Below are 23,077 nucleotides of genomic sequence, written 5' to 3' on the forward strand. Positions count from 1 at the left end.
ATCAGATTTCTCCACCCGCCACCGCAATGGCTTGGCCGGTCACGGAGCGAGCACCCTCACCGCACAGCCACAGGACGGTATCGGCAATTTCCGTTGGGCTGATCAATCTTTGCTGAGGATTGTGCTTTACGAGCTCGCTTAGTGCCTGCTCGCGAGTTCTCCCAGTCTTCGCCATGATGCGCTCGAGGCTCTCCGCCACGAGATCCGTGTCGGTAAAGCCAGGGCAAACCGCATTGACGGTAACGTCCGTCGTCGCGGTTTCCAGGGCAAGCGCCCGCACGAAACCGACAACCGCATGCTTTGCGGCGCAATAGGCGCTCACATAAGGGTAACCCTTCAAGCCGGCAGTCGAAGCCACGGCGACGATGCGCCCAAACCCTCGCTCTGTCATCGAGCCGAGTACGGCATGCGTGACGTTGGTCACGCCGAGCAGGTTAACGTCGAGCATTTGCCGGAACATTTCCGGACTGGACTTCAGGAATGGAGCTGAAGCGGCTGATCCGGCATTGGCGATCAGGAAATCTACAGGTCCAAACTGCGCAACCGCAGCCTCAACAGCGGCGTGTACGGCGTCATGATCGGTAACGTCGGCCACCCCTGCACCATGGGCAGCGCCCTCTGATACCGCACGGTCGAGGGCCGCCCTGTCCCGGCCCAGGATCGTAACCTTTGCCCCTGCATTCGTTAGAGCGGTGGAAATGGCGCGCCCTATGCCGCGCCCGCCGCCTGTCACTACTGCGTGGCGGCCTTGAAAAAGGTTCGTACCCATATCATTCCGCGGCGAGAGACTTCCCGCTGGCCTCCATCTTCAATTCGGCTCGGGTCTTCGGCTTGGCCTTGATCTTCAGATCCTCCATGTCCTGCCGGTCGCGAACGCTGTTGCGGAAGATTTGGTCCTTTCCTGCGAGATATTGCGGCGGGCAGAAAATGTCCTTCGCGCCATACCACGCGGCAGCCTTCATGGTGAAGAACGGGTCCACCAGATGAGGCCGCGCCAGCGCCACGAGGTCCGCCCGACCGGCTGCCAGAATGGTGTTGACCTGATCAGCCGTTGTGATGTTGCCGACACACATCGTGGCGACCTGGGCCTCGTTGCGCACCTGATCCGAGAACGGAGTTTGGAACATCCGTCCATAAATCGGGCGTGCTTCTCTCACTGTTTGCCCCGTCGAGACATCGACAAGATCGACGCCGTGCTCTGCAAAGGCGCGAGCGATCTCGACAGCGTCATCCCCCGTGATGCCGCCTTCGGCCCAGTCGACAGCGGAAATGCGCACCGACATCGGCTTATGCGCCGGCCAAACTTCCCGCATCGCGTCGAAGACCTCCAGCGGATAACGCAGCCGGTTCTCCAGAGAGCCGCCATACTCGTCCGACCGCTGGTTGGTGAGGGGAGAGATGAAGCTCGCCAACAGGTAGCCGTGCGCGCAATGGAGCTCGAGCATGTCGAACCCGGCTTGGTCTCCCCGCTGTGCTGCACCAACGAACTGCGCCTTGATCGCGTCCATGTCGGCGCGGGTCACCTCCCGGGGCACTTGGCTGTCCGGGAAATATGGAATCGGCGAGGCTGAGCAGATGTCCCAAGCGCCGGTTTCAAGGGGGCGGTCGATCCCTTCCCACATGAGCTTCGTGGCGCCCTTTCGACCCGCGTGCCCGAGTTGCAGGCAGAACTTGGCAGAGGAATTGTTATGAACGAAGTCGACGATGCGTTTCCAAGCCGCCTCCTGCTCGTCGTTCCATAGACCCGCACACCCGAGGGTGATGCGTGACTCCGGCGAGACGCACGTCATTTCGGTGAAGACCAGCCCTGCCCCGCCCGTCGCGCGAGACCCGTAGTGAACGAGATGCCAGTCCCCAGGAATGCCATTTTCTGCCGAATACATATCCATCGGCGATACGACCACGCGGTTCTCAAGCGTCATTTCGCGAAGCCGGAAGGGTTGGAACATCGGCACATTCGGATTTTCGACCGACACGTCGAAACCCTTGTCTCTCACCTGCTGCGCGAAGGTGCGATCGACTGAAGCGACGAAATCCGGCGCTCGCAGGCGTAGGTTGTCATAGGTGATCGCCTTGGCGCGTGTCATCACACCGAAAGCGAACTGGACCGGATCGAAGTTCCAGAAGCGCGCGACATGCTCGAACCAGACGAGGGAAACGTCGGCGGCGTGCTGCGTCTTCTCAACCTCCTCCCGGCGACCGGTCTCGTAAAATGACAGCGCTCGCGTAACATCGGAATCGCGACGGAAAGCTTCATAGAGGGCAATGGCATCCTCCATGGCGAGCTTCGTGCCCGAACCAATGGAGAAATGAGCCGATCCCTTGGCATCGCCGAGCAATACCTTGTTGCCCATGACCCAACGCTTGTTTCGGATCATCGGGAAATTGCGCCAGAGGGAGCGATTGGTGAGAACCTTGTGGCCATTCAGGAACCAGCCAAAGATCTGCTCCATGAGAGCAGCTGATTCCTCTTCCGTCTTCTGACCGAGCCCTGCACGGTCGAAGGTCTCGGGGTCTGTCTCGAAGACCCAGGTAGAACGGTTTGCCTCATATTGGTAGGCATGGGCAATGAATGGCCCCCATTCCGTCTCCTGGAAGATGAACGTAAAGGCGTCGAGTGGCCTCGTCGATCCCATCCATGCAAACTTGTTAGGCCTGAGATCCACCTCGGGTTGGAAGTGATCCGCATACCGGTCCCGGAACCGGCTGTTGATCCCATCAGCTACGACGACGAGATCGGCATCAGAGAACAGGCTTTCGTCATCGACATCGACCTGATAGCGCAGCTCAACACCGAGTTCTTCTGCACGATCCCGCAGGATAAGCAGCAATGTGCGGCGCGAGCAGCCGCAGAATCCATTGCCTCCGATCCGGTGTTCAGTTCCCTTGAAGTGGATCGCGATGTCGTCCCAATAGGCGAACTCTCGCGTAATCCTCTGGTAGCTCGGCGGGTCGTATTTCTCGAAATTGTCGAGGGTCGCATCGGAGAAAACGACGCCGAAGCCGAAGGTGTCATCGGCGCGGTTCCGTTCATAGACGGTGATATCCGCCCCCGGCAGAAGCTGCTTCATCAGGATAGCGAAGTAGAGGCCCGCAGGCCCCCCGCCGATGATCGCCGTTTTCATGCGAAATGCCTCCAAGGCAAAGCCCAATTATTTTAGGCTTAAAATAATTTGAAATCAACCTTCAGATCGGGTGATGCACGATCGACTTGGTCACTGGAGCCGACCCCTGAAACTCCCAGAGGGGTGCACACCCCCACTTCGCCGGCTCTCAGGAGACCTTGGCTTCCTGTGACTGTTCTGCAGCCATCTGGCGAAGCTGGAATCTTTGCAGCTTGCCGGTTTGGGTGCGCGGAAGGGCCTCAACATACTCGATGATGCGCGGATACTTATATGGCGCGATCTCTGCCTTTACATGGTCCTGCAGCGCTTTCGTTAGATCTGCACTGGGCACAAAGTCGGAGCGCAGAACTACGTAGGCCTTCACGACGGCTCCCCGTCCATTATCGGGCGCGCCTACAACGCCGCATTCAGCTACCGCCGGGTGTGTGAGGAGCGTCGCCTCGACCTCCGGCCCCGCGATGTTGTAGCCCGCTGAGATAATCATGTCGTCGGAGCGGGCCTGATACCAGAAGTATCCATCCTCATCCATGAGGTAGGTGTCACCTGTAATATTCCAGCCATCCTGAACATACTTGCGCTGCCGATCATCTGCGAGATAACGGCACCCGGTCGGGCCGCGGACCGCCAAGCGGCCAATGCTGCCAGGAGGCAGGGAGCGCCCCTCATCGTCAATGACCTTTGCCTCGTATCCAGGGACAGGTTTGCCCGTAGAACCTGGACGGATTTCCTCCTCTGCCGCAGCAATGAAGATGTGAAGCATCTCCGTCGCGCCGATCCCGTCCATCAGCTCGATGCCAGTCGCATTTCTCCAGGCTTCGAACGTATCCTTGGGCAGCGGCTCTCCTGCAGAAACGCATTTCCGGAGAGAAGAGAGCTTGTGATCTCCGATTTTGGTGAGCATGGCGCGATAAGCAGTCGGCGCCGTGAAGCAGATCGTCGCCTCGTATTGCATGATAGCCATGAGGAGATCATCTGGACCTGCCTTTTCCAGCAGAATGGTCGAAGCACCGACCCTCAATGGGAAAAGAACAAGCCCGCCGAGACCGAAAGTGAAAGCCAGGGGCGGTGAGCCGATGAACCGATCCGATGCCTGAGGCTTCAAAACGTTGCGTGAATAAGCATCGCAGACGGCCAGCATGTCACGATGGAAATGTATGGTCCCCTTAGGCTCGCCGGTCGTACCGGATGTAAAGCCGATAAGACATACATCATCCGCGGCCGTCTCGACGGCGTTGAACTCGGGAGAAGCCTCGGCGATCAATGTCTCAAGGCTGTCTGACTGGCCCGAACCCCAGTACACCACATGTTGCAGATCGGGCGCCATGGCTCTCGCGCGCTCCATATCCTCTGCAAGGCGATGGTCACAAAGAGCAATGGTGATCCTGGCCTTGTTCAACGGATAGGCAATTTCCTTGGCGCGCAGCAGCGGCATGGTGGCAACGACGACACCGCCAGCCTTCAGCACGGCCATATATGCCGCCACCATCATCGGATTGTTGGCGGAGCGGAGCAGAACGCGATTACCAGGCACGAAGCCAAGCCTGTGCACGAGCACATTGCAGATGCGGTTCACACGCGCCTGAAGTTCGCGATAAGTAAGGGTCTCGGCAGGACTGATGAGGCATGGCTCATCGCCCCTGCCCTCATCGACCCAACGGTCGAGGAAGGCCGCGGCGCAATTCAGCCGATCGGGATACTGAAGCTCTGGACGCGCAAACAGGAAGGCCGGCCATTGATCCTGAGGCGGAAGGTTGTCCCGTGTGAAGGTATCGACATGTGCCGTGTACGCCATCGCTGGTTTCCCATTGCTTTCGCTTGACCGACGATGCGCTGAGAAGATCGATAGGGCTAAGATCGGCCTGTTTCGGTCCAATGCGTAGCTTCACGATCACCAGTGCTTCAGCCGGGATTCATCGATCAAGCCTCTCCTGTCGATCGCTCATCTGCAGAGCAATACGCCTGGACTCACCTCGAATTTATTTAAAGCCTAAAATATTTCTTGGCAATCCCGTGGATCAAATCTAACATTTGGGAACTGTCGAAAACGGAGTATTCGGCTGGATCGTTTTGCGGCAGTATAGCGCCCACCTTCCGTCGAGGCGTCTCACGTCCCGCCGGGAACAATCACGCAGCACGGCAAACGTGCGCAGGGAACAGTGACTCGGGAGACTATGATGAACGTGACGATCAAAGCCTTTGGCCTTGCCGCGGCCGTGACGCTGGCCGCGGCCCCCGCCATGGCGCAGGAGAAGCTGAAAATTGGCTTGCTTCTAACCCTCTCCGGACCTTCGGCTGTCCTCGGCCAGCACGCGCGCGACGGTTTTCAACTCGCCGTGAAGGACCTCGGTGGTAAACTGGGTGGACGGGACGTCGAAGTGGTTGTCGTCGATGACGAACTGAAGCCGGACGTAGCGGTCACGAAGGTCAAGGGCCTTCTGGAGCGCGACAAGGTGGACTTCGTCGTTGGCCCAATCTTCTCGAACGTGGCAGTTGCAGCCCACAAGCCGATCGTCGACTCCAAGACATTCTATATCAGCGTGAATGCTGGCCCTTCGAACCTCGCCGGCAAAAGCTGCAGCCCCTATTTCTTCGCCACCTCCTACCAGAACGACCAGAACCATGAGGTTCTCGGCAAGGTGGCCCAGGACCGCGGCTACAAGAAAGTCTATCTGCTCGCTCCCAACTACCAAGCTGGCAAGGACGCGCTCGCCGGCTTCAAGCGCCACTATAAGGGTGAAATCGTCGAGGAATCCTACGTTCCTCTCAACACCCTGGATTTCCAGTCGGAGCTCGCGAAGATTGCCTCCATGCAGCCTGATGCGATTTTCACCTTCATGCCGGGCGGTATGGGCGTGAACCTCGTCAAGCAATATCGCGGTGCGGGCCTTGCCGACCGCATTCCGTTCCTGTCTGCCTTCACGGTCGACGAGACGAACCTGCCCGCCCAACAGGACGCTGCCATCGGCATGCTCAGCGGCTCGAACTGGGCTCCGAACATGGACAACCCGCAAAACAAGAAATTCGTCGCAGCCTATGAGGCAGCTTACAATGCGGTGCCGGCCTCATATGCCATGCACGCTTATGATGCCGCCCTCCTGATCGACAGCGCCCTTAAGGCGACTGGTGGCAAGACAGAGGACAAGGATGCCCTGCGCGCCGCCATCAAGAAGGCGGATTTCAACTCCCTGCGCGGTGACTTCAAGTTCGGCGCTAACGGCTTCCCCATCCAGGACTTCTATCTCGTGAAGGCCGCCAAGCGGCCGGACGGAAAGCTTGAGACGGAAGTCGTGGAAAAGGTGTTCGACGACTATCCGGACGCCTATGCCAAGGAATGTGCAATCACGAACTAAGGCGCAATGAATGGGCCAGTCTGCTCAAGGTATAGCCTCAAGCAGACTGGCCCTTCCTCTTTCGTGTCACGATCGTGCTCCTATTCCGCGAGTGCCCATCCAGGCGCTCAGCCGATCCAGGCCTGCAGCCAGCGATGAGCCTATGACTGCGACATTCTTTTTCATTCAAGTTCTGAACGGCCTTCAGTTTGGGCTCATCCTCTTCCTTATCGCGGCCGGGTTGACTCTCGTCTTTGGCGTGATGGATTTCATCAACTTGGCTCATGGCGTGCAATACATGGTCGGAGCCTATCTGGTTGCCGCGTTCAGCGCTTGGACGGGCAGCTTCGGCTGGGGACTTCTTCTGGCGCTCCCCTCCGCCCTCGCCTTCGGCCTTCTCCTTGAGGCCCTCATCTTCCGGCATCTCTACGACCGGGACCATCTCGATCAGGTTCTCGCGACCTTCGGCGTCATCCTGTTCCTGAACCAGGCCGTCAAATTCGTGTGGGGCGCGGCGCCGTTGAGCGTGCCGATGCCTGAGATATTGTCAGGATCGGTGGAGATCATGGATGGTCTTCTCTATCCGGTCTATCGTCTTGCCATCATCGGGGCAGGCCTTCTCGTCGCAGCTCTCCTCTATGTACTCGTCAGTCATACGCGCGTCGGAATGTTGGTGCGTGCGGGCGCCACGAATGCGCCGATGGTGTCGGCGCTCGGTGTTAACATCCGTCGTCTTTTCATGATCGTCTTCGGCTTTGGGGCCATGCTTGCAGGCTTTGCCGGGGCAATGGTTGCACCGATCCTCTCCGTGCAGCCCGGCATGGGCGACAACATCCTGATCCTCGCCTTCGTGGTGATCGTGATCGGCGGCATAGGATCAATCCGCGGAGCTTTCCTGGCAGCGCTCCTGATCGGCCTCGTCGATACGCTCGGGCGCTCGTTCGCCCCTAACCTCCTGCGCCTAGTTCTCGATCCTTCGGCTGCCAGTCAGACCGGGCGGGCACTCGCGCCAATGCTGATCTATATCTTCATGGCTGCTGTGCTGTTCTTCCGCCCCTCCGGTCTGTTTCCGGCGAAACGATAGGAGCGCAGCGATGACACAAATGACCCAGTTACAGTCTGCTCCTATGCCATCTGCGGCTACGCGCCTGGACTTCCTTCCCATCGCTGTATTCGCAGCCTTTGCCGTGGCGCCATTCCTGGCATCGTCATCCGGTGCGGAAGGGTATGTGCTGTCCCTTCTCACTCGCGTGATGATCTTCGGCCTTGCGGCGATGTCGCTCGATCTCATTCTTGGCTACGGGGCAATGGTGAGTTTCGGTCACGCCGCCTTCTTCGGCATCGGGGCCTATGCGGTGGGCATCCTAGCAAGCCACGGTGTGGAAGATGCGATCATTCAAGTTCCTGTTGCCCTTGCTGCATCGGCCCTGTTCGCAGCCCTGACGGGGGCGGTCTCACTGAGAACGAAGGGGGTGTACTTCATCATGATCACCCTCGCCTTCGCGCAGATGCTCTATTTTCTTGCCTCTTCGCTGGCGGCCTATGGCGGCGATGACGGACTGACGCTTCCGTCGCGCAGCCTTGTGGCCGGCTCAGGATTCCTCGACAACGACTTTGCACTTTATGGGGCGACCCTGGCCTGTCTGCTCGGCGCATACATGGTGTCGAGGTCGATCGTGGGATCCCGCTTCGGGCGCGTCCTGCGCGGGACCAAGGAAAACGCCATTCGCATGGAAGCCATTGGCTTCCAGCCCTTCCACTTCCAACTCGCAACCTACGTGATCAGCGGCATGATGGCAGGGCTGGCTGGGTGCCTGTTGGCTAATCAGGCGGAGTTCGTCAGTCCTGCCTTCATGACATGGCAGCGTTCCGGTGAGTTGATCTTCATGGTTGTGCTTGGCGGCCTTGGCTCGCTTCATGGAGCCATCATCGGCGCAGCGGCCTTTATTTTGCTGGAGGAGTTTCTGCCGGAAATCGTTCACGCCGCAACCTTCTTCCTGAACGATGACCTTCGCTCGCGTCTCACCGAGAACTGGCAGATGGTCTTCGGCCCCATCCTCATCCTGATCGTGCTGTTCGCCCGCGGCGGTATCATGGGTGTTCTGCGGCGAGGTTCCCATGGCTAGTTCTCTCCTGGAGCTGCGCAGCCTGCAAAAGGCTTATGGCGCCATTCGCGTCACCGATAATGTGAACCTTTCCGTTCGCCCTGGCGAACTGCACGCCATCATCGGTCCAAACGGCGCCGGCAAGACGACACTCATTCACCAAATCTCGGGCATTCTGAGCCCGGATTCCGGGCAGATCCTGTTCGATGGCGAGGACGTTACTCATCTGCCCATGCATCAGCGGGTCCGGCGCGGCCTTGCACGCTCGTTTCAAATAACATCGATCCTCCCCGCATTCTCCGCTCTTGAAAACGTGGCTCTCGCAGTCCAGGCGCGCTCAGGGTCGAGCTTTCGCTTCTTCGGCAAAGTGGCCCAGGAAAGCTCGCTGAACGAAGCTGCCATGGAATACCTGAACGTGGTCGGACTTGGACCGCGAGCGCGAGTCATGGCTGGCCTTCTCTCTCATGGCGAGAAGCGGCAGCTCGAGCTTGCTGTCGGGCTTGCAACGCAACCGAAACTGCTCCTCCTCGACGAACCGCTGGCAGGCACTGGCCACGAGGAATCTCTGCGTGTGATCGAAACCCTGAAGCAGCTCAAGAACCGCATCACCATCATGCTGATCGAGCATGATATGGACGCGGTCTTTTCTCTCGCTGACCGTGTCAGTGTTCTCGTTTATGGGCGAGTGATCGCCACTGATACGCCGGAAGGCATCAGAGCGAACGAGGAGGTGCGGGCCGCCTATCTAGGCGAGGAGGAGATTGCCTGATGCTGTCCGTCCGAAACCTGCAGACATCCTACGGTGCAGCTCAAGTCCTCTTCGATGTTTCGCTTGACATCGCTGCTGGCGAAGTGGTGACGCTGCTGGGCCGCAACGGCATGGGCAAGACCACAACCATCAAGTCCATCATGGGCTTGCTGCGCCCGCACAGCGGTGAGATCCGCTTCGATGGAACCCCCGTGACGCGGCTCGCCCCTTTCAAGATTGCGCAGACCGGGATTGGCCTCGTGCCGGAAGGTCGGCAGATCTTCCCGACCCTGACTGTCGAGGAGAACCTCGTCGCGACCGCGGCCTCACGGACCGGCAAGCGCCGCTGGACCCTGGATGCAGTGTACGAGCTTTTTCCACGATTGAGGGAGCGTCGTAGCAATTTGGGCACCCAGCTTTCCGGCGGGGAGCAACAGATGCTGGCCATCGGACGCGCTCTCATGACCAACCCAAAGCTCCTCATTCTCGACGAAGCGACTGAAGGTCTTGCGCCCCTGATCCGCGCGGAAATCTGGTCGTGCCTCAAGCGACTTCGTGACGAGCGCCAGTCCATTCTGGTGATCGACAAGAATGTGGACGTGCTCTCCAGCTTTGCCGATCGCCACGTCATCATCGAAAAGGGCCGCTCGGTCTGGACGGGTACAAGTGCGGAACTTGTTGCCGACCCCGGCATCAAGGAGCGTTATCTCCACGTCTGATGCAGTCCCCTGCCCTGACATGGAGCTTGTATGCTCAAGAGATCAAACTCGAAGATCATGCGTGAGCAGCCAATGATCGACTGCTCGGCAAAAGATGGTGGGTACATGCTCTATCGTGGAATGGACAAGATCGCGCTGGATGCAGCCTACGACAACCCCCGTGCGGTCGGGCTGCCCGTACTGCAGGGAATGATGACCGACTGGATCGCCCGCGGCAAAGACATCGCATCAGCTGCGCGCCTCACGGAAATACATTATGGCGATGGGGAGCGGAACCGCATCGATATCTTCGAAGCATCCCGAAATTCAGGCTTTCAGGGCAGAGCAACGCTCGCTTTCATCCATGGCGGTTATTGGAGGAGCCAAGAGAAGGAGACGTACCGTTTTCTCGCGAAGGGGGCTCTCGAAAGAGGACTCAACTTTGCAAACATCGAATACACTTTAGCGCCACACCAAACTATCGGCGGCATCGTTCAGGAGATCAAGCAGGCTATATCTCGTCTAAACAGCCACCTCAGCCAGATCATCCCTGATCACGCTTTGCTTCACATGTCCGGCCATTCGGCCGGAGGCCATCTTGTTGCGATGACTCTCAACGAGAGCGGGGTGAGTGGCGGAACCTCGATCAGCGGGATCTTCGATCTAGAGCCGATCAGCTTGAGCTACCTCAATGAGCAGTTGCACCTTAAGCCCGACGACGTAGCTCGATACAGCCCGCAATATCACATTCCCACTTCATCTCCGCCTTTTATCATCTCTTACGGTCGGGAGGAGCTCCCGGAACTCTGTCGGCAGTCCGAAGATTTCCATATCGCCTGGGATGCGGGAATGCTGCCCTCCAGACTGCTCCGTCTGCCTCAGCACAACCATTTCAGTATTCTTGAAGAGCTGGCAGATCCGGATGGTGTGATCCTAGAGGAAATAGTCTCCATTATTTCGTAGACGAGACTGCAATAGTCACCGCGAAATTCAATAATCTTTTTCCGGACGCTGAACATCCGCATCAGGTCGGATCCGACCTACGTACTTGAACTACTGACTGGCGCTTTGGTCAGTCCCTCATAGGCGCAATCGAGATGAGGCGTTGCCAGAACGAAATGCGGCATCAAGATAAGGCTGCTGCTATTCAGCAGCGAAGTCGCTCGACCATCGGCGACCATGGAATTTAAAAAGGGAAGAGTAACTCGATACCGGCCTCAGGAGCAGCAGAGCCTGCCCGCACCATATATACACGACGTGGTAATCCCATTTGCAGCGACCGCAAGACAAACACGGATTTTAGTACTCCTAAAGGTTCTTGTCGCTGCTATTGACCTGCCAACAAAGTAGGCACCTAATTAACCGTGCGTATCGGAAGGTATCATTTTTTCCCCACCCTCTCGAACGCAGTAGTTGGTGCGTATATCAGTAGTCGCCCAACGATGACATGCCATATGTATTAAATGGCATGCACCAACAGACTTGTTAACGTCCTCAGTTAACAGTGGCAATTCAAGCTCTTGCAAAATCTGCACTAACGAGCGGAGACATTTCCATGACCAGGAAACGTAATCTCCTGCGCACTGGCCTGTGCGCAGCAACCCTTCTATTGGCTGCAACAGGAGCCATGGCGGCTGGCAAGACACAGGATCCCGGCACAACGGGACAGAACAACCAGTGCTGGGGCAAAATCGCCTCCGGGCTGGCTCAGTATGACAGCCCTAACTATGACTCCACGACGATGAGTGGCGGCGGGATGGGCATGCATTCGCGGTCTCAAACGGCCGCAGATAAGAATGGCGGGTTCAACGTCTCCAGCAACTTTTTCGGCAACCACCAGGTCGATCGCAAGAATGATCCTACTATCGGTAACGCCGGACGCACGGGAGTGGGTAATGTGTCCGCTGGCCAGCCCCATAACACAGCTCCAGGGGATGGTGGCAATGGACAGCATGCCGTCAACAACGGCGAGTTCTTCACCCCGCTTGTCGATCCAGTGACAGGAACAATCATGGGTGGGACCGGCGTACCCATTGAGTGCGATTTGCTGGATCAAAACATCGCGCCTTAACGCTATGGCGGTTCGCGGATTGCACATGCCACTCATGAGTCGCGGAGATTTATGGCGGCCCCTCATAGGCAGGCGCAATCCGCAGCACTGGAAGATGCGGGGCACAACCATGAAACGTCGCTATCGGATTTTGGCTCTGGGCACGATGCTCACTTCTACCATCCTCCTGCTGCCGCCAGGTTTTGTCCCTAGCGCCCTCCAGCGTTCCGCCCCTGCCCCTCGATACATCACAGCCCCAGTCGACCGGGGCGACATTCGCACCACCCTCTCGGCGACAGGAACCCTCAACGCCGTAGGGACCGTCAAGGTGAGCTCCCAGCTCTCCGGGCAAGTTGCCGAGGTCATGGTCGACTTCAATGACCGGGTTGCCAAGGGCCAGCCCATGGCTCGCCTCGACACGACGGCCTTTGAGGCACGAGTGCGGCAAGCTCGTGCCGGTCTTGAAAGTGCGCGCGCGCGCATTGTTATGGCGAAAGCCAGCATCGACCGCATGGCGGCGGGCCTCCTCCGCGCACGCTCGGCCCTGCAGATGGCCCATGCCAATCTTCAAGGAGCCAAGGCTCGGGCTGATAACGCCCGACGTGACTTCGCACGCAAGCAGGCCCTCGTCGAGCGCTCGACGATGTCGCAGGCTGCAGGCGACAATTCTCTTGCCATTCTTCAGTCAGCCGAAGCCGCACAGCAAGCGGCCGAGGCTGAGCGCGCCGGCGCTGAATCCGCTTTGCTGGCTGCCGGAGCAGACCACAGGTCCGCGGTCTCGCAACTCGCCTTCGCGGAGGCCTTGCTCAAACAGCAGGCTGCTGTGCTCGACCAAGCGGAGGATGACTTGGCGAACACGGTAATCCGCGCGCCCTGTGACGGGGAGGTCATTGGCAAAGATGTCGACCGGGGCCAGATCGTTGCAGCCAGCCTGTCTGCTCCCACTCTGTTCGTCATCGCCCAGGACCTGCGGCAGATGGAGGTTCATGCCAGGGTTGATGAAGCTGATATCAGCCGTGTCCAACCTGGACAGACCGCCGCCTTCACCGTCGACGCCAGCCCCGGTCGGGTTTTCGCTGCCGAAGTCGCGCAGATCCGCAAGGCTCCGAGCCTGGCTCAGAACGTCGTCACTTACACTGTGGTCCTCTCGGCCTCAAACCACGACCTGTTACTGCTGCCGGGCATGACGGCCTTGGCGCAGATCACCATTGACCAAGCCAAGGATGTTTTGCGGATCCCGAACGCGGCTCTTCGGTTCCGTCCTTCAGAAGAGGCTGTGCCGGGCACTGCTCAAGCGGCCGAGGGCAGCGTCAACGCGGTCTGGGTGCTTGAGGGAGGCCGTCCGACCAAGGTTCCCATCCGGATCGGAAGGAGCAATGCCAGTGCCACAGAAATCGTCGACGGTCCGCTGCACCTGGAGCAGCAAGTAATCGTCGGCGTTGCGAGGTCTCCCGCTGACAATTCGCTCCTTGGCCGCCTGGGAGGCGCCCTATGGTCCCGCCACTGATCCAAGCTACCGAGCTTCGTAAGGAGCATAGACTTGGCGACGCGACGGTGACGGCATTATGCGGTGTCAGCCTTACGATCGAGTCGGGAGAATTCATCGCCATCATGGGGCCATCTGGATCAGGCAAATCGACTCTGATGCACCTGCTCGGCCTCTTGGATCACCCCACCGCCGGTAGCTATCGTCTTGGTGGCCGTGACGTCACAGACCTAGGCGCAGACGAACGTGCGCGGACCCGTGCACAAAAGATCGGCTTCATCTTCCAAGCATTCAATCTGCTCGGGCGCAGCACTGCCATTGAAAACGTGGAATTGGCAATGACGTATGCCGGCGTCCCCAGGAAAGAACGGCGGTTACGGGCGGTGACCGCACTCGAAAAGGTTAGCCTCGGTCACCGGCAGCACCATTGGCCTGGACAACTCTCAGGCGGAGAGCAACAGCGCGTTGCTATCGCACGGGTGCTTGCGGCCGGCCCCGGCCTGATCCTCGCCGATGAGCCCACTGGCGCCCTCGACACGGCAACAGGACGCGAGGTCATGGCACTACTCCAAGATTTGAACCGAACAGGTCGGACCATCGTCCTCGTCACACACGACCCAGCGATTGCCCGCTATGCGAAGCGCATTGTGCGCATGCAAGACGGATGTGCAATCAGTGATGAAGCAGTTGTACGGGACGTTGGTTCCGACGATGCAGCCTCACAAGGGCTGGCCTGCCCAGAAAAGACCGCACCATGAATATGGCAGAAACAATACGCATCGCCTGGCGTGCGGTGAAGGCTAATCTCTTGCGCAGCACATTGACTATGCTCGGGATGATCATCGGTGTAGCTGCCCTCATTGCCATGGTGGCTGTGGGAAGTGGAGCTCAGGGCCAGATCGACGAGCAGATCCGCTCCCTTGGCGCCAACCTTCTGATGATCCAGCCCGGCTCTGCCAATCAAGGCGGCGTACGCCTCGGCACGGGCTCGCGCCAAAACTTGAGCGAGGAGGACGCGGCTGCGATAGCAAGTGAAGTGCCTGAAGTCATTGTTGCAGCACCAACGATATCAAGGGCCACGCAAATCGTGCACGCCAATGCCAACTGGTCCACCCTCGCCGGCGGCATCACCCCGGCCTACCTAGTCGCGCGCGACTGGCGGGTCGAGGCCGGACGCGGCTTTACTCTTGATGAGGTCGAGACCGCCGCCAAGGTGGTTTTGGTCGGAGCGACCGTCGTTGACAATCTGTTTGAGGGTGAAGATCCGCTGGGGCAATTGGTTCGGATTGCCAATGTGCCATTCACCATCGTGGGCGTCCTGAGCCGAAAGGGGCAGAACGCCGGCAGCGGTCGCGATCAGGACGATGTCGTGCTGATCCCCTTGTCGACCGCCAAGCTCCGCGTGCTCGGAAGCAATAAGGTAAGTCGGAGCGCTGTAGACTTCCTTATGGTGAAGGTTGTTTCGGATGATGCAATCGTCTCGGCGCAGGAGCAGATCCGACGCTTGCTGCGACAGCGGCACAGACTGGCTTCGGATGCGCCGGACGATTTCCAGATCCGCAAACCTTCGGAGACCATGGAAGCCCGTGCCGCGGCTACCCGGTCCTTCACCTTCCTGCTGGCTGCGATTGCATCGGTTTCTCTGGTGGTCGGAGGGATCAGCATCATGAACATCATGCTGGTCTCGGTCACTGAACGCACACGCGAGATTGGCCTCCGCCAAGCGCTTGGGGCACGCCGACGAGATATCCGGAACCAGTTTCTGGTCGAAGCCACAATGCTGTGCTTGTTGGGCGGTCTGCTCGGAGTAATCGTAGGCACATTTGTGGCAGTTGGAGTTGGCAAGTTGGCGGAGTGGCCAATTTGGGTGAGCCCAGCGTCGATTGCACTTGGGTTTGTCTTTTCCGGAGCCATTGGGGTGTTCTTCGGATTCTATCCTGCCCACAAAGCCGCACTGCTGGATCCCATTGAGGCGCTCCGTTACGAATAGGAGGAGACGGGCCTGCGTATCAGCGCTTTTGCAGCACACCTACAGCTGGAAGCCTGCTGTTCGCGTATCGTCCAGCACCGTCCACAGCCAAGACCTTCCGTTCATTGTCAGGCACGTAACAGGCTGACGATGATTAGCTGGGGATATCGGTCGATAAATATAACTGCATATTGACGACCACACCCATCTGCCACACCATATCTAGTAGTTCATGGGTCCTCGGTGATGAGCCGAGGCTAATAGGGAATCCGGTGAGCCGAAAGGCGAATCCGGGGCTGCCCCCGCAACTGTGAGCGGCGAGCGTCCTGCCATTCAGTGTCACTGGTGAGCAATCACCGGGAAGGCCGGCAGGAGGCAACGACCCGCAAGCCAGGAGACCTGCCCGGAACTGTCGATCATGTCCTCGGGCGGGGTGCCCCGTTGGATCGCTTGGCGAACCGTGCGTCTTTTGCGGTCGCGTTTTGCGTTCCTCGGCCCATGCCCCCAACATTTTGGGGTTGCCGAATGTCTTCTTCCCTTCAAACTGATCACGCTGCTCAGCCGGAGTTCCCTGCCCCTACCGCAAATATCCGCTCAGGCGGATCGGAGCTAGGATATCAGATCATCCGCCGCAATGGTGCAGTCACACCCTTCGATCCGACCAAGATCGCCGTCGCGCTCACCAAAGCCTTTCTCGGCGTTGAGGGATCAACAGCCGCAGCATCCCGACGCGTGCATGACATCGTAGAGGATTTGACCGGCGAGATCGTCTCTGCTCTCACTCGCCGGGCTGAGATTGGTCGCACCTTCCACATTGAGGATGTGCAGGACCAGGTCGAGCTTGCTCTCATGCGCGCCGGCCACCAGAAGGTCGCCCGAGCCTACGTACTCTACAGGGAAGAGCGCGCCGCGGAACGCGCCAAGGTCACACCCGAGATCATCCCGGCAACACCCAGCCTCCAGATGCGTCTTGAGGACGGCACGCGCATCCCTCTCGACATGGCTCGCCTCACCGCCATCGTAAGCGAAGCCTGCGAAGGACTTACCGATGTGTCGGCGGAAGCAATCCTCGCCGAAACGATGCGTAATCTCTATGACGGCATAACCGAAGACGAATTAGCCCAAGCTCCCGTACTTGCTGCCCGTACCCTGATCGAGCGCGAACCGAACTACGCCTTTGCCAGCGCCCGCCTGCTCCTCGACAGCCTGCGCCGCGAAGCGCTCTCGGCCGTCCATGGTGGGGCGCAGCAGGCCACCCAAGCAGAGATGACAAGCCGCTATGCCGATTACTTCCCTGCCTATGTCCGGAAGGGCATCGATGTAGAGCAGCTCGATCCCGAACTCGCTCGCTTCGATCTCGGTCGTCTGGCCTCAGCTCTGAAGCCCGAGCGCGATCTGGAGTTCCAATATCTCGGCCTCCAGACGCTTTACGATCGCTATTTCCTTCACGTCGATGGCGTCCGGTTCGAGCTGCCCCAGGCCTTCTTCATGCGCGTCGCCATGGGATTGGCCCTGCGGGAAATCGACCGTGAGGCCAAAGCGATCGAGTTCTACGATCTGCTATCGTCCTTCGATTTCATGGCCTCGACGCCGACCCTGTTCAATGCAGGTACGACCCGCCCGCAGCTCTCATCGTGCTTCCTCACCACGGTGCCCGACGATCTCGAGGGCATCTTCAAGTCGGTGAAGGACAACGCGCTGCTGGCCAAGTATTCCGGCGGACTAGGGAACGACTGGACACCTGTCCGTGGTCTCGGCGCGCACATCAAGGGCACCAACGGCGAGAGCCAGGGTGTCGTACCCTTTCTGAAGGTCGCCAACGACACTGCAATCGCAGTCAACCAGGGTGGCAAGCGCAAGGGCGCGGTCTGTGCCTATCTCGAAACATGGCATATCGACATCGAGGAGTTCCTGGATCTTCGCAAGAACACAGGAGACGACCGCCGCCGCACCCACGACATGAACACTGCCAATTGGGTACCGGACCTGTTCATGCAGCGTGTGGCCGAGGATGGTATCTGGACCCTGTTCTCGCCGGACGAGACCCCGGACCTTCACGATCTCTACGGACCTGCCTTCAAGACCGCCTATGAGACTTATGAGGCCGCGGCTGCTTCCGGCGGCATGAAGGTGTTCAAGCAGGTTCGTGCGGTGGATCTCTGGCGGCGCATGCTGACCATGCTGTTCGAGACCGGACATCCCTGGATCACCTTCAAGGATCCATGCAATATCCGCTCGCCACAGAGCCATGTAGGCGTCGTGCATTCCTCGAACCTGTGCACGGAGATCACTCTGAACACCTCCCGCGATGAGGTGGCGGTCTGCAATCTCGGCTCGGTCAATCTTGCGCGTCATGTGACGGCGCAAGGCATTGACCATGCCAAGCTCGAGCGCACGGTGCGTGTTGCCATGCGCATGCTCGACAACGTGATCGACATCAACTTCTACACCATCCCAGAAGCCCGCCGTTCGAACCTGCGCCACCGCCCGGTGGGATTGGGACTCATGGGCTTCCAGGACGCGCTTCAGACCCTGCGGCTCCCCTATGCCTCGGGCGGTGCCGTGCAGTTTGCCGACGAAAGCATGGAAGCCCTCTCCTATCATGCTATCTCGGCCTCTGTTGACATGGCGGCAGAGCGTGGGCGCTATCCGAGCTTCGAGGGCTCGCTGTGGTCGAAGGGCATATTGCCTATCGACTCCGTTCAGCTTCTTGCCGATGCGCGTGGCGTTAAGCTCGAGGCCTCCTCGACCCTCGACTGGGAATCCCTCCGGCAGCGGGTAAAGACGACCGGTATGCGTAACTCCAACTGCATGGCCATCGCCCCAACCGCCACAATCTCGAACATCTGTGGCGTATCGCAATCCATCGAGCCGGCTTTCCGAAATCTGTTCGTCAAAGCCAACATGTCCGGAGACTTCACCGTCGTGAACGCCTCCCTCGTCCATGCGCTCAAGGAGCGTGGCCTGTGGGATGAAGTGATGATCTCGGACCTGAAGTACTTCGACGGAAGCCTCGCTTCCATCGACCGGGTGCCGGACGACCTCAAGGCGCTCTATGCCACAGCCTTCGAGATCGACGCCTCATGGCTGATCGAGGCTGCAGCGAGGCGCCAGAAGTGGATCGATCAAGCCCAGTCGCTCAATCTCTACATCGTCAACCCGAACGGCCGGAAGCTCGACTCGATGTATCGGCAGGCTTGGGAGCGAGGACTGAAAACGACTTATTACCTGCGCGCCACCTCGGCGACGCATGTGGAGAAGTCCACGCTGAAGGGCACGGACGGCAAGCTCAACGCCGTGCAGGTGACGCCCGTTGCCATGCCCGCCGGCGTCGCTCCCAACGGCAAGTCGTGCTCCATCGACGACCCTGAATGCGAGGCTTGCCAGTAGTCTCCGCCCGCATCTGACAGGCCACCCTATCTGGCGTGGCCTCCCACACCTATCATTGAAGTCATTCAAGGATTCCAACATGCTCGATTGGTCCGAACCTCGCCGTGTTTCCGATGCAAAGCCAAACCTGATCGCCGCTCCGGCTCCGTCTTCTGAGGCTGCCGGTCTCGGCTCCATCGACCGCTCAGGCGGCCGTATCAGCGTCGACGACAAGCGAATGATCAACTGCCGCGCCGACGTGAACCAGCTTCTGCCGCTCAAATACAAGTGGGCCTGGGAAAAGTACCTCGCCGCCTGCAACAATCACTGGATGCCGACCGAAGTTTCCATGCAGGCCGACATCGCACTCTGGAAATCGAGGGATGGGCTCACCGAGGATGAGCGGCGCATGGTCAAGCGCAACCTCGGCTTCTTCGCGGCTTCCGAGAGCTTGGTGGCGAACAACATCGTATTGGCGATCTACCGCCACCTCACCAATCCCGAATGCCGCCAATACCTGCTGCGGCAGGCCTTCGAGGAGGCGGTGCATACGCACACCTTCCAGTACATCGTGGAAAGCCTCGGTTTGGACGAGGGCGAACTGTTCAACATGTACCGTGAGGTCCCGTCGATCACCGACAAGGCAGCCTGGGCGCTCAAGCACACGCAAGGGATCGAGAATCCCGAATTTACGACGGGCACCCCCGAAGCCGACCAAGCCTTCCTGCGCGATCTTGTGGCGTTTTACGTCATCTTCGAGGGCATGTGGTTCTACACTGGCTTTGCGCAGATCCTGTCGCTTGGACGGCGCAATAAGATGGTGGGTATTGCCGAGCAGTATCAATACATCCTGCGCGACGAGAGCATCCATCTGAACTTCGGCATCGACGTGATCAACCAGATCAAAGCCGAGAACCCGCACCTCTGGACGACGGCGTTTCAGGACGAGATCAGAGCCATGCTGCGTGAAGGCGCGGAGCTGGAGGCGGCTTACGGACGGGATACGATGCCCAATGGCTTCCTTGGGCTGAATGCTGCGTCCTGCGAGCAGTACATGCACTTCATCGCCAATCGCCGCTGCGGCCAACTCGGACTTCAACCCGTGTTTCCTGAGGCCGAGAACCCGTTCCCTTGGATGTCGGAGGCAATGGACCTGAAGAAGGAAAAGAACTTCTTCGAGACCCGTGTCATCGATTATCAGAGCGGCGGAGCACTTGCCTGGGATTAGAGCCCATCATTATTGCGCGCCCTCCCTGTTAGGGCGCGCAATGCGTTCGCCTCATTGGAAAGGCCTTGTCGGCTCTCTCTAAACTGATCAATGCCCTATCGCGGGAGCAGATCAGTCCTGGCTTGCTCGCCCATCAAGGTATGCGCACTCGCTACGTGAGGGGGGCATCCACAATGCAGATGACGCCGGTCGAGGCAAACTCCATCCGAACAGCACCATCGAGGTCTTGAGCAAGACTGCGCTCGATCAAGCGGGTTCCGAATCCCCGTCGGGCCGGCGCTTGGACAAGCGGCCCTCCACTTTCCTCCCAAAGCAGGTAAAGGTGCGGCGGATCCCCGTCATCAACCCGCCAGGTGATCTTGACCTCACCCGTCGCATTGGACAGAGCGCCATACTTCACCGCATTCGTCGCAAGCTCTTGGAGCATCATGGCCAGCGCCAGTGCCGTGTGAGGAAGCAGTCGGACCTTGGGGCCATTCAAATGCAAGCGATACTCGCCACAACTGCTGTAAGGTTCGACCGCCTGCGCTGCGATCTCGTGCAACTCCGCGCCCTCCCAGTTCTCCTGGGTAAGGACATCGTGCGCGCGGGAGAGCGCCAGCAGCCGTCCTTCCAGCGCCGCCTTGGCTTCCTCCATTGTCGGCGCATTGCGCAGCGTTTGCCCTGCAATGGATTGCACGGTCGCCAGAGTGTTCTTCACCCGATGATTCAGCTCGTTAATCAGGAGACGCTGGTGCTCTTCGCTGCGCTTGATATCGTCAATGTCCACGATCACCGCTAAGGCGCCGGCCACTTGCCCATTGGGATCGCGCAGAGGAATGCCGCTCAGGCGCGTCCAACTCTCTTGGCCGTCGCGTGACCGATGCAGGAACTCGATACCCATGACCAACTCGCCGCGCAGAGCGCGCGCCGCGGGATATTGGCTTCTTGGCACTCGGCCGCCCTGGTCATCATGGGCGATCCATTCTTCTCCTTCATCGGGCAACATCGAGGGAATGATGCCATCCGGCCGGTAGCGGCGAAAGGCGGGATTCGCCAGCACTGTCGTCCCTTGCGGTTCAATGAAAGCAACGCCTACAGGCAAATTCTCAATCAGGGTTGCGAGGCGGGTTCGTTCATGCGCGAGCTGCATCGCGAGGCTTTCGATGGCCTCTTCGGCCTGCCTGCGGGCTGTCACATCGCTTGCAGTCCCGAACCATTCGATAATCTCGCCATCATCGCGGAGAAACGGCAGCGCACGCGAATGCACCCAACCGATTGTCCCGTCTGCCATTCGCACGCGGTGTTCCAGTTCGAACATGCTCTTCGTGAGAATGGCTTCCTGGATTGCGGCCATGACCTGCTTGTGGTCATCGGGGTGAACATAGTTGCCGAGCCAAGCCTCGTTCGGGGTGGCTGCGTCCAGGAGGATTCCTCTTCCATCGAGCTTGAGGAGTTCTGTCCAGTCGGGGTTCATGCGATAGACCACGTCGGAGCTTGCCGTCACGAACGCGCTTAAGCGTTTTTCACTGTCGGCCAGTGCAGCTTCGGCCCGCGCACGCTCGACAGAAGACCAAGTCCGCGCGGCGACATCCTCAATCAGTGCCACCTCCTCCGGAGACCAGCGATGAGGATCTCGGAAGTTCACGTACAGGGAAGCTACCAGTCGGCCATCGCGGATGAGCGGCACCGATACGAAGGCGCGTGTCTCGATCGCGGCCCAGGTCGCATGAACCTGCGTCGGGTCGGCTGTAATATCGTCGCTGACGTCGATTTGACCGTTTCGTTGGCGCTCGATGCTGTCCAGGCCGAACGTGCGGATCGGAAAAACCCCGATAATAGGCTCCACGCCATTAGAGAAACAGGTCTCGCAGACTATGGTTTCTCCATCCGCCTGCATCTCGCTGTAGCCTACTCGATTAGCCCCAAGATGCTGCCCGAGCGCTTCGACAGCCGCCTCCATGATGGCGCGGGGATCGACGAGATCCCTTAAGGCTTCCTCGAGTTTGATGCGAAAGGCTTGCCGCTGCTCGGCGAGGATTTGACCCGTTGTTTCAGCGACAGCACAAAACATGCCCGCGACCCGGCCGCTCTCGTCACGCACAGGCGAATAGGAGAAGGTGAACCAAGTTTGCTCGTCGAATCCCTTGCGGTTCATGACGAGAGGAAGGTTCTCCCGGTAAGTGGCCTCGCCAGCCAGGGCCGCGTCGATCAGCGGGGATATATCGGCCCAAATCTCCGACCAGATGTCGTGGAAGCGCGCGCCTAGCGCCTGAGGGTGTTTGGCACCAAGGATCTCAGCATAGGCATCATTGTAAAGGAAGCCGAGTTCCTCGCCCCACGCCACGAACATCGGGAACTTGGAACCAAGTAACAGTCCGACCACGGATCGCAGCGACTGCGGCCATGTTGAGGGTGCACCGAGTGGGGAGGAGGACCAATCATGCGCCCGCATGAGAATGCCCACTTCACCACCGCCGGAGAGGAAATCGAGTTGTCCGGGGGCCGCCCCGCCAGGCAGCCTAGCGTCCATCTGGCTGTTCCATGGCAGGTTGCAGCTGTCGTTCCGCTGAGCGCCCCCACTCATCGAAGAGCCGCAGGGCGGAACGAACGAGTTCAACTGCGCTGGGATAGCGGCCGGAAGTGACCTTGCTCTCTATTAAATCTCCTAGCTCCGAGGGGAGCGAGACATTACGAGTTATGCGGGATTTCATTGGACTCGAAACGATCACAGGCCGGTATAACTTTTAACACCTGAGTTAGCCCTCGGTTTCGACAAAACAAGAGACTGTTCACAGGCTCTTCGCCTTATAACCTTTGCCGTTGTCGCTCGAAATTGTCAGGAGGGATGTATCGATACGTTGGAGAGGGGCCATGTCGTGAGCGGCTGTCCCAGCCAGCTCGGCAGTTCCCTCTCGCAGATTCACGGTAGATGGACCGTTTCGGGCTGGAACTGAAATTTGCAAAACGGATGGGAGAGGCAGCAGTCTC

Annotated in this window: 17 protein-coding genes, 1 pseudogene and 1 riboswitch; of the genes and pseudogenes, 12 read left to right on the plus strand and 6 right to left on the minus strand. The window is 59.0% G+C overall.

The window, feature by feature from the left end:
- Position 1: 1 nt before the first annotated feature.
- The 3 genes from BLP10_RS14870 to BLP10_RS14880 all read right to left on the minus strand — a co-directional run bounded on the left by BLP10_RS14870 (position 2) and on the right by BLP10_RS14880 (position 4,917).
- Positions 2 to 769 (minus strand): SDR family NAD(P)-dependent oxidoreductase, encoded by a 768-nt coding sequence (locus tag BLP10_RS14870; protein WP_091136064.1) that lies wholly within the window; start codon positions 767 to 769, stop codon positions 2 to 4.
- A 1-nt stretch (position 770) separates the two neighbouring features.
- On the minus strand, positions 771 to 3,125 hold the full coding sequence (locus BLP10_RS14875) for a bifunctional salicylyl-CoA 5-hydroxylase/oxidoreductase (protein ID WP_091136427.1): 2,355 nt from the start codon (positions 3,123 to 3,125) through the stop codon (positions 771 to 773).
- Positions 3,126 to 3,273: 148 nt separating this feature from the next.
- A complete protein-coding gene (locus BLP10_RS14880; protein WP_091136068.1) occupies positions 3,274 to 4,917 on the minus strand; it encodes a benzoate-CoA ligase family protein in 1,644 nt (547 codons plus the stop codon).
- A 382-nt stretch (positions 4,918 to 5,299) separates the two neighbouring features.
- Here BLP10_RS14880 and BLP10_RS14885 point away from each other — a divergent pair, with 382 nt between their 5' ends.
- The 12 genes from BLP10_RS14885 to BLP10_RS14940 all read left to right on the plus strand — a co-directional run bounded on the left by BLP10_RS14885 (position 5,300) and on the right by BLP10_RS14940 (position 20,107).
- Positions 5,300 to 6,475 (plus strand): ABC transporter substrate-binding protein, encoded by a 1,176-nt coding sequence (locus tag BLP10_RS14885; protein WP_091136431.1) that lies wholly within the window; start codon positions 5,300 to 5,302, stop codon positions 6,473 to 6,475.
- Positions 6,476 to 6,617: 142 nt separating this feature from the next.
- Complete coding sequence (locus BLP10_RS14890) at positions 6,618 to 7,538, plus strand: branched-chain amino acid ABC transporter permease (RefSeq protein WP_091136070.1); 921 nt, start codon at positions 6,618 to 6,620, stop codon at positions 7,536 to 7,538.
- A gap of 10 nt (positions 7,539 to 7,548) precedes the next feature.
- A complete protein-coding gene (locus BLP10_RS14895; RefSeq protein WP_091136073.1) occupies positions 7,549 to 8,580 on the plus strand; it encodes a branched-chain amino acid ABC transporter permease in 1,032 nt (343 codons plus the stop codon).
- Positions 8,573 to 9,328 (plus strand): ABC transporter ATP-binding protein, encoded by a 756-nt coding sequence (locus BLP10_RS14900; RefSeq protein ID WP_091136076.1) that lies wholly within the window; start codon positions 8,573 to 8,575, stop codon positions 9,326 to 9,328. The genes BLP10_RS14895 and BLP10_RS14900 overlap by 8 nt, the downstream gene beginning before the upstream one ends.
- A complete protein-coding gene (locus BLP10_RS14905; RefSeq protein WP_091136081.1) occupies positions 9,328 to 10,026 on the plus strand; it encodes an ABC transporter ATP-binding protein in 699 nt (232 codons plus the stop codon). Before BLP10_RS14900 ends, BLP10_RS14905 begins: the two co-directional genes overlap by 1 nt.
- A 30-nt stretch (positions 10,027 to 10,056) precedes the next feature.
- Entirely contained in the window at positions 10,057 to 10,968 is a 912-nt protein-coding gene (locus tag BLP10_RS14910; protein WP_091136085.1) for an alpha/beta hydrolase, read from the plus strand.
- 592 nt (positions 10,969 to 11,560) lie between these two features.
- Positions 11,561 to 12,076, plus strand: a complete 516-nt coding sequence (locus BLP10_RS14915) for a hypothetical protein (RefSeq protein WP_139165506.1) — start codon at positions 11,561 to 11,563, stop codon at positions 12,074 to 12,076.
- Between the two features lie 109 nt (positions 12,077 to 12,185).
- Positions 12,186 to 13,562 (plus strand): efflux RND transporter periplasmic adaptor subunit, encoded by a 1,377-nt coding sequence (locus tag BLP10_RS14920; RefSeq protein ID WP_175493924.1) that lies wholly within the window; start codon positions 12,186 to 12,188, stop codon positions 13,560 to 13,562.
- Positions 13,547 to 14,299: an ABC transporter ATP-binding protein gene (locus BLP10_RS14925; protein WP_091136095.1), complete on the plus strand. Its 753-nt coding sequence runs from the start codon at positions 13,547 to 13,549 to the stop codon at positions 14,297 to 14,299. Before BLP10_RS14920 ends, BLP10_RS14925 begins: the two co-directional genes overlap by 16 nt.
- On the plus strand, positions 14,296 to 15,531 hold the full coding sequence (locus tag BLP10_RS14930) for an ABC transporter permease (protein ID WP_091136097.1): 1,236 nt from the start codon (positions 14,296 to 14,298) through the stop codon (positions 15,529 to 15,531). Before BLP10_RS14925 ends, BLP10_RS14930 begins: the two co-directional genes overlap by 4 nt.
- Before the next feature lie 196 nt (positions 15,532 to 15,727).
- Positions 15,728 to 15,931: riboswitch (cobalamin riboswitch) on the plus strand.
- A gap of 104 nt (positions 15,932 to 16,035) precedes the next feature.
- Positions 16,036 to 18,900 (plus strand): ribonucleoside-diphosphate reductase subunit alpha, encoded by a 2,865-nt coding sequence (locus BLP10_RS14935; RefSeq protein ID WP_091136100.1) that lies wholly within the window; start codon positions 16,036 to 16,038, stop codon positions 18,898 to 18,900.
- A gap of 79 nt (positions 18,901 to 18,979) precedes the next feature.
- Complete coding sequence (locus tag BLP10_RS14940) at positions 18,980 to 20,107, plus strand: ribonucleotide-diphosphate reductase subunit beta (RefSeq protein WP_091136103.1); 1,128 nt, start codon at positions 18,980 to 18,982, stop codon at positions 20,105 to 20,107.
- 151 nt (positions 20,108 to 20,258) lie between these two features.
- Here the strand turns inward: BLP10_RS14940 and BLP10_RS24040 are convergent, their stop codons facing one another.
- The 3 genes and pseudogenes from BLP10_RS24040 to BLP10_RS24050 all read right to left on the minus strand — a co-directional run bounded on the left by BLP10_RS24040 (position 20,259) and on the right by BLP10_RS24050 (position 22,800).
- Complete coding sequence (locus BLP10_RS24040; protein ID WP_425286958.1) at positions 20,259 to 21,563, minus strand: sensor histidine kinase; 1,305 nt, start codon at positions 21,561 to 21,563, stop codon at positions 20,259 to 20,261.
- A gap of 102 nt (positions 21,564 to 21,665) precedes the next feature.
- Positions 21,666 to 22,619 (minus strand): annotated as a pseudogene (locus tag BLP10_RS24045) (GAF domain-containing protein); the annotation flags it as partial.
- On the minus strand, positions 22,609 to 22,800 hold the full coding sequence (locus BLP10_RS24050) for a ribbon-helix-helix domain-containing protein (RefSeq protein ID WP_091136111.1): 192 nt from the start codon (positions 22,798 to 22,800) through the stop codon (positions 22,609 to 22,611). The pseudogene BLP10_RS24045 and the gene BLP10_RS24050, both read right to left, overlap by 11 nt.
- Positions 22,801 to 23,077: the final 277 nt, after the last annotated feature.

Source organism: Microvirga guangxiensis (assembly GCF_900102135.1).
GTDB classification, from domain to species: domain Bacteria; phylum Pseudomonadota; class Alphaproteobacteria; order Rhizobiales; family Beijerinckiaceae; genus Microvirga; species Microvirga guangxiensis.

Bases quoted from the DNA above. Each gene is read 5' to 3' on its own strand.
- BLP10_RS14870 (WP_091136064.1), bottom strand. From the start codon at position 769: ATGGGTACGAACCTTTTTCAAGGCCGCCACGCAGTAGTGACAGGCGGC.
- BLP10_RS14875 (WP_091136427.1), bottom strand. From the start codon at position 3,125: ATGAAAACGGCGATCATCGGCGGGGGGCCTGCGGGCCTCTACTTCGCT.
- BLP10_RS14880 (WP_091136068.1), bottom strand. From the start codon at position 4,917: ATGGCGTACACGGCACATGTCGATACCTTCACACGGGACAACCTTCCG.
- BLP10_RS14885 (WP_091136431.1), top strand. From the start codon at position 5,300: ATGAACGTGACGATCAAAGCCTTTGGCCTTGCCGCGGCCGTGACGCTG.
- BLP10_RS14890 (WP_091136070.1), top strand. From the start codon at position 6,618: ATGACTGCGACATTCTTTTTCATTCAAGTTCTGAACGGCCTTCAGTTT.
- BLP10_RS14895 (WP_091136073.1), top strand. From the start codon at position 7,549: ATGACACAAATGACCCAGTTACAGTCTGCTCCTATGCCATCTGCGGCT.
- BLP10_RS14900 (WP_091136076.1), top strand. From the start codon at position 8,573: ATGGCTAGTTCTCTCCTGGAGCTGCGCAGCCTGCAAAAGGCTTATGGC.
- BLP10_RS14905 (WP_091136081.1), top strand. From the start codon at position 9,328: ATGCTGTCCGTCCGAAACCTGCAGACATCCTACGGTGCAGCTCAAGTC.
- BLP10_RS14910 (WP_091136085.1), top strand. From the start codon at position 10,057: ATGCTCAAGAGATCAAACTCGAAGATCATGCGTGAGCAGCCAATGATC.
- BLP10_RS14915 (WP_139165506.1), top strand. From the start codon at position 11,561: ATGACCAGGAAACGTAATCTCCTGCGCACTGGCCTGTGCGCAGCAACC.
- BLP10_RS14920 (WP_175493924.1), top strand. From the start codon at position 12,186: ATGAAACGTCGCTATCGGATTTTGGCTCTGGGCACGATGCTCACTTCT.
- BLP10_RS14925 (WP_091136095.1), top strand. From the start codon at position 13,547: ATGGTCCCGCCACTGATCCAAGCTACCGAGCTTCGTAAGGAGCATAGA.
- BLP10_RS14930 (WP_091136097.1), top strand. From the start codon at position 14,296: ATGAATATGGCAGAAACAATACGCATCGCCTGGCGTGCGGTGAAGGCT.
- BLP10_RS14935 (WP_091136100.1), top strand. From the start codon at position 16,036: ATGTCTTCTTCCCTTCAAACTGATCACGCTGCTCAGCCGGAGTTCCCT.
- BLP10_RS14940 (WP_091136103.1), top strand. From the start codon at position 18,980: ATGCTCGATTGGTCCGAACCTCGCCGTGTTTCCGATGCAAAGCCAAAC.
- BLP10_RS24040 (WP_425286958.1), bottom strand. From the start codon at position 21,563: ATGAACCCCGACTGGACAGAACTCCTCAAGCTCGATGGAAGAGGAATC.
- BLP10_RS24050 (WP_091136111.1), bottom strand. From the start codon at position 22,800: ATGAAATCCCGCATAACTCGTAATGTCTCGCTCCCCTCGGAGCTAGGA.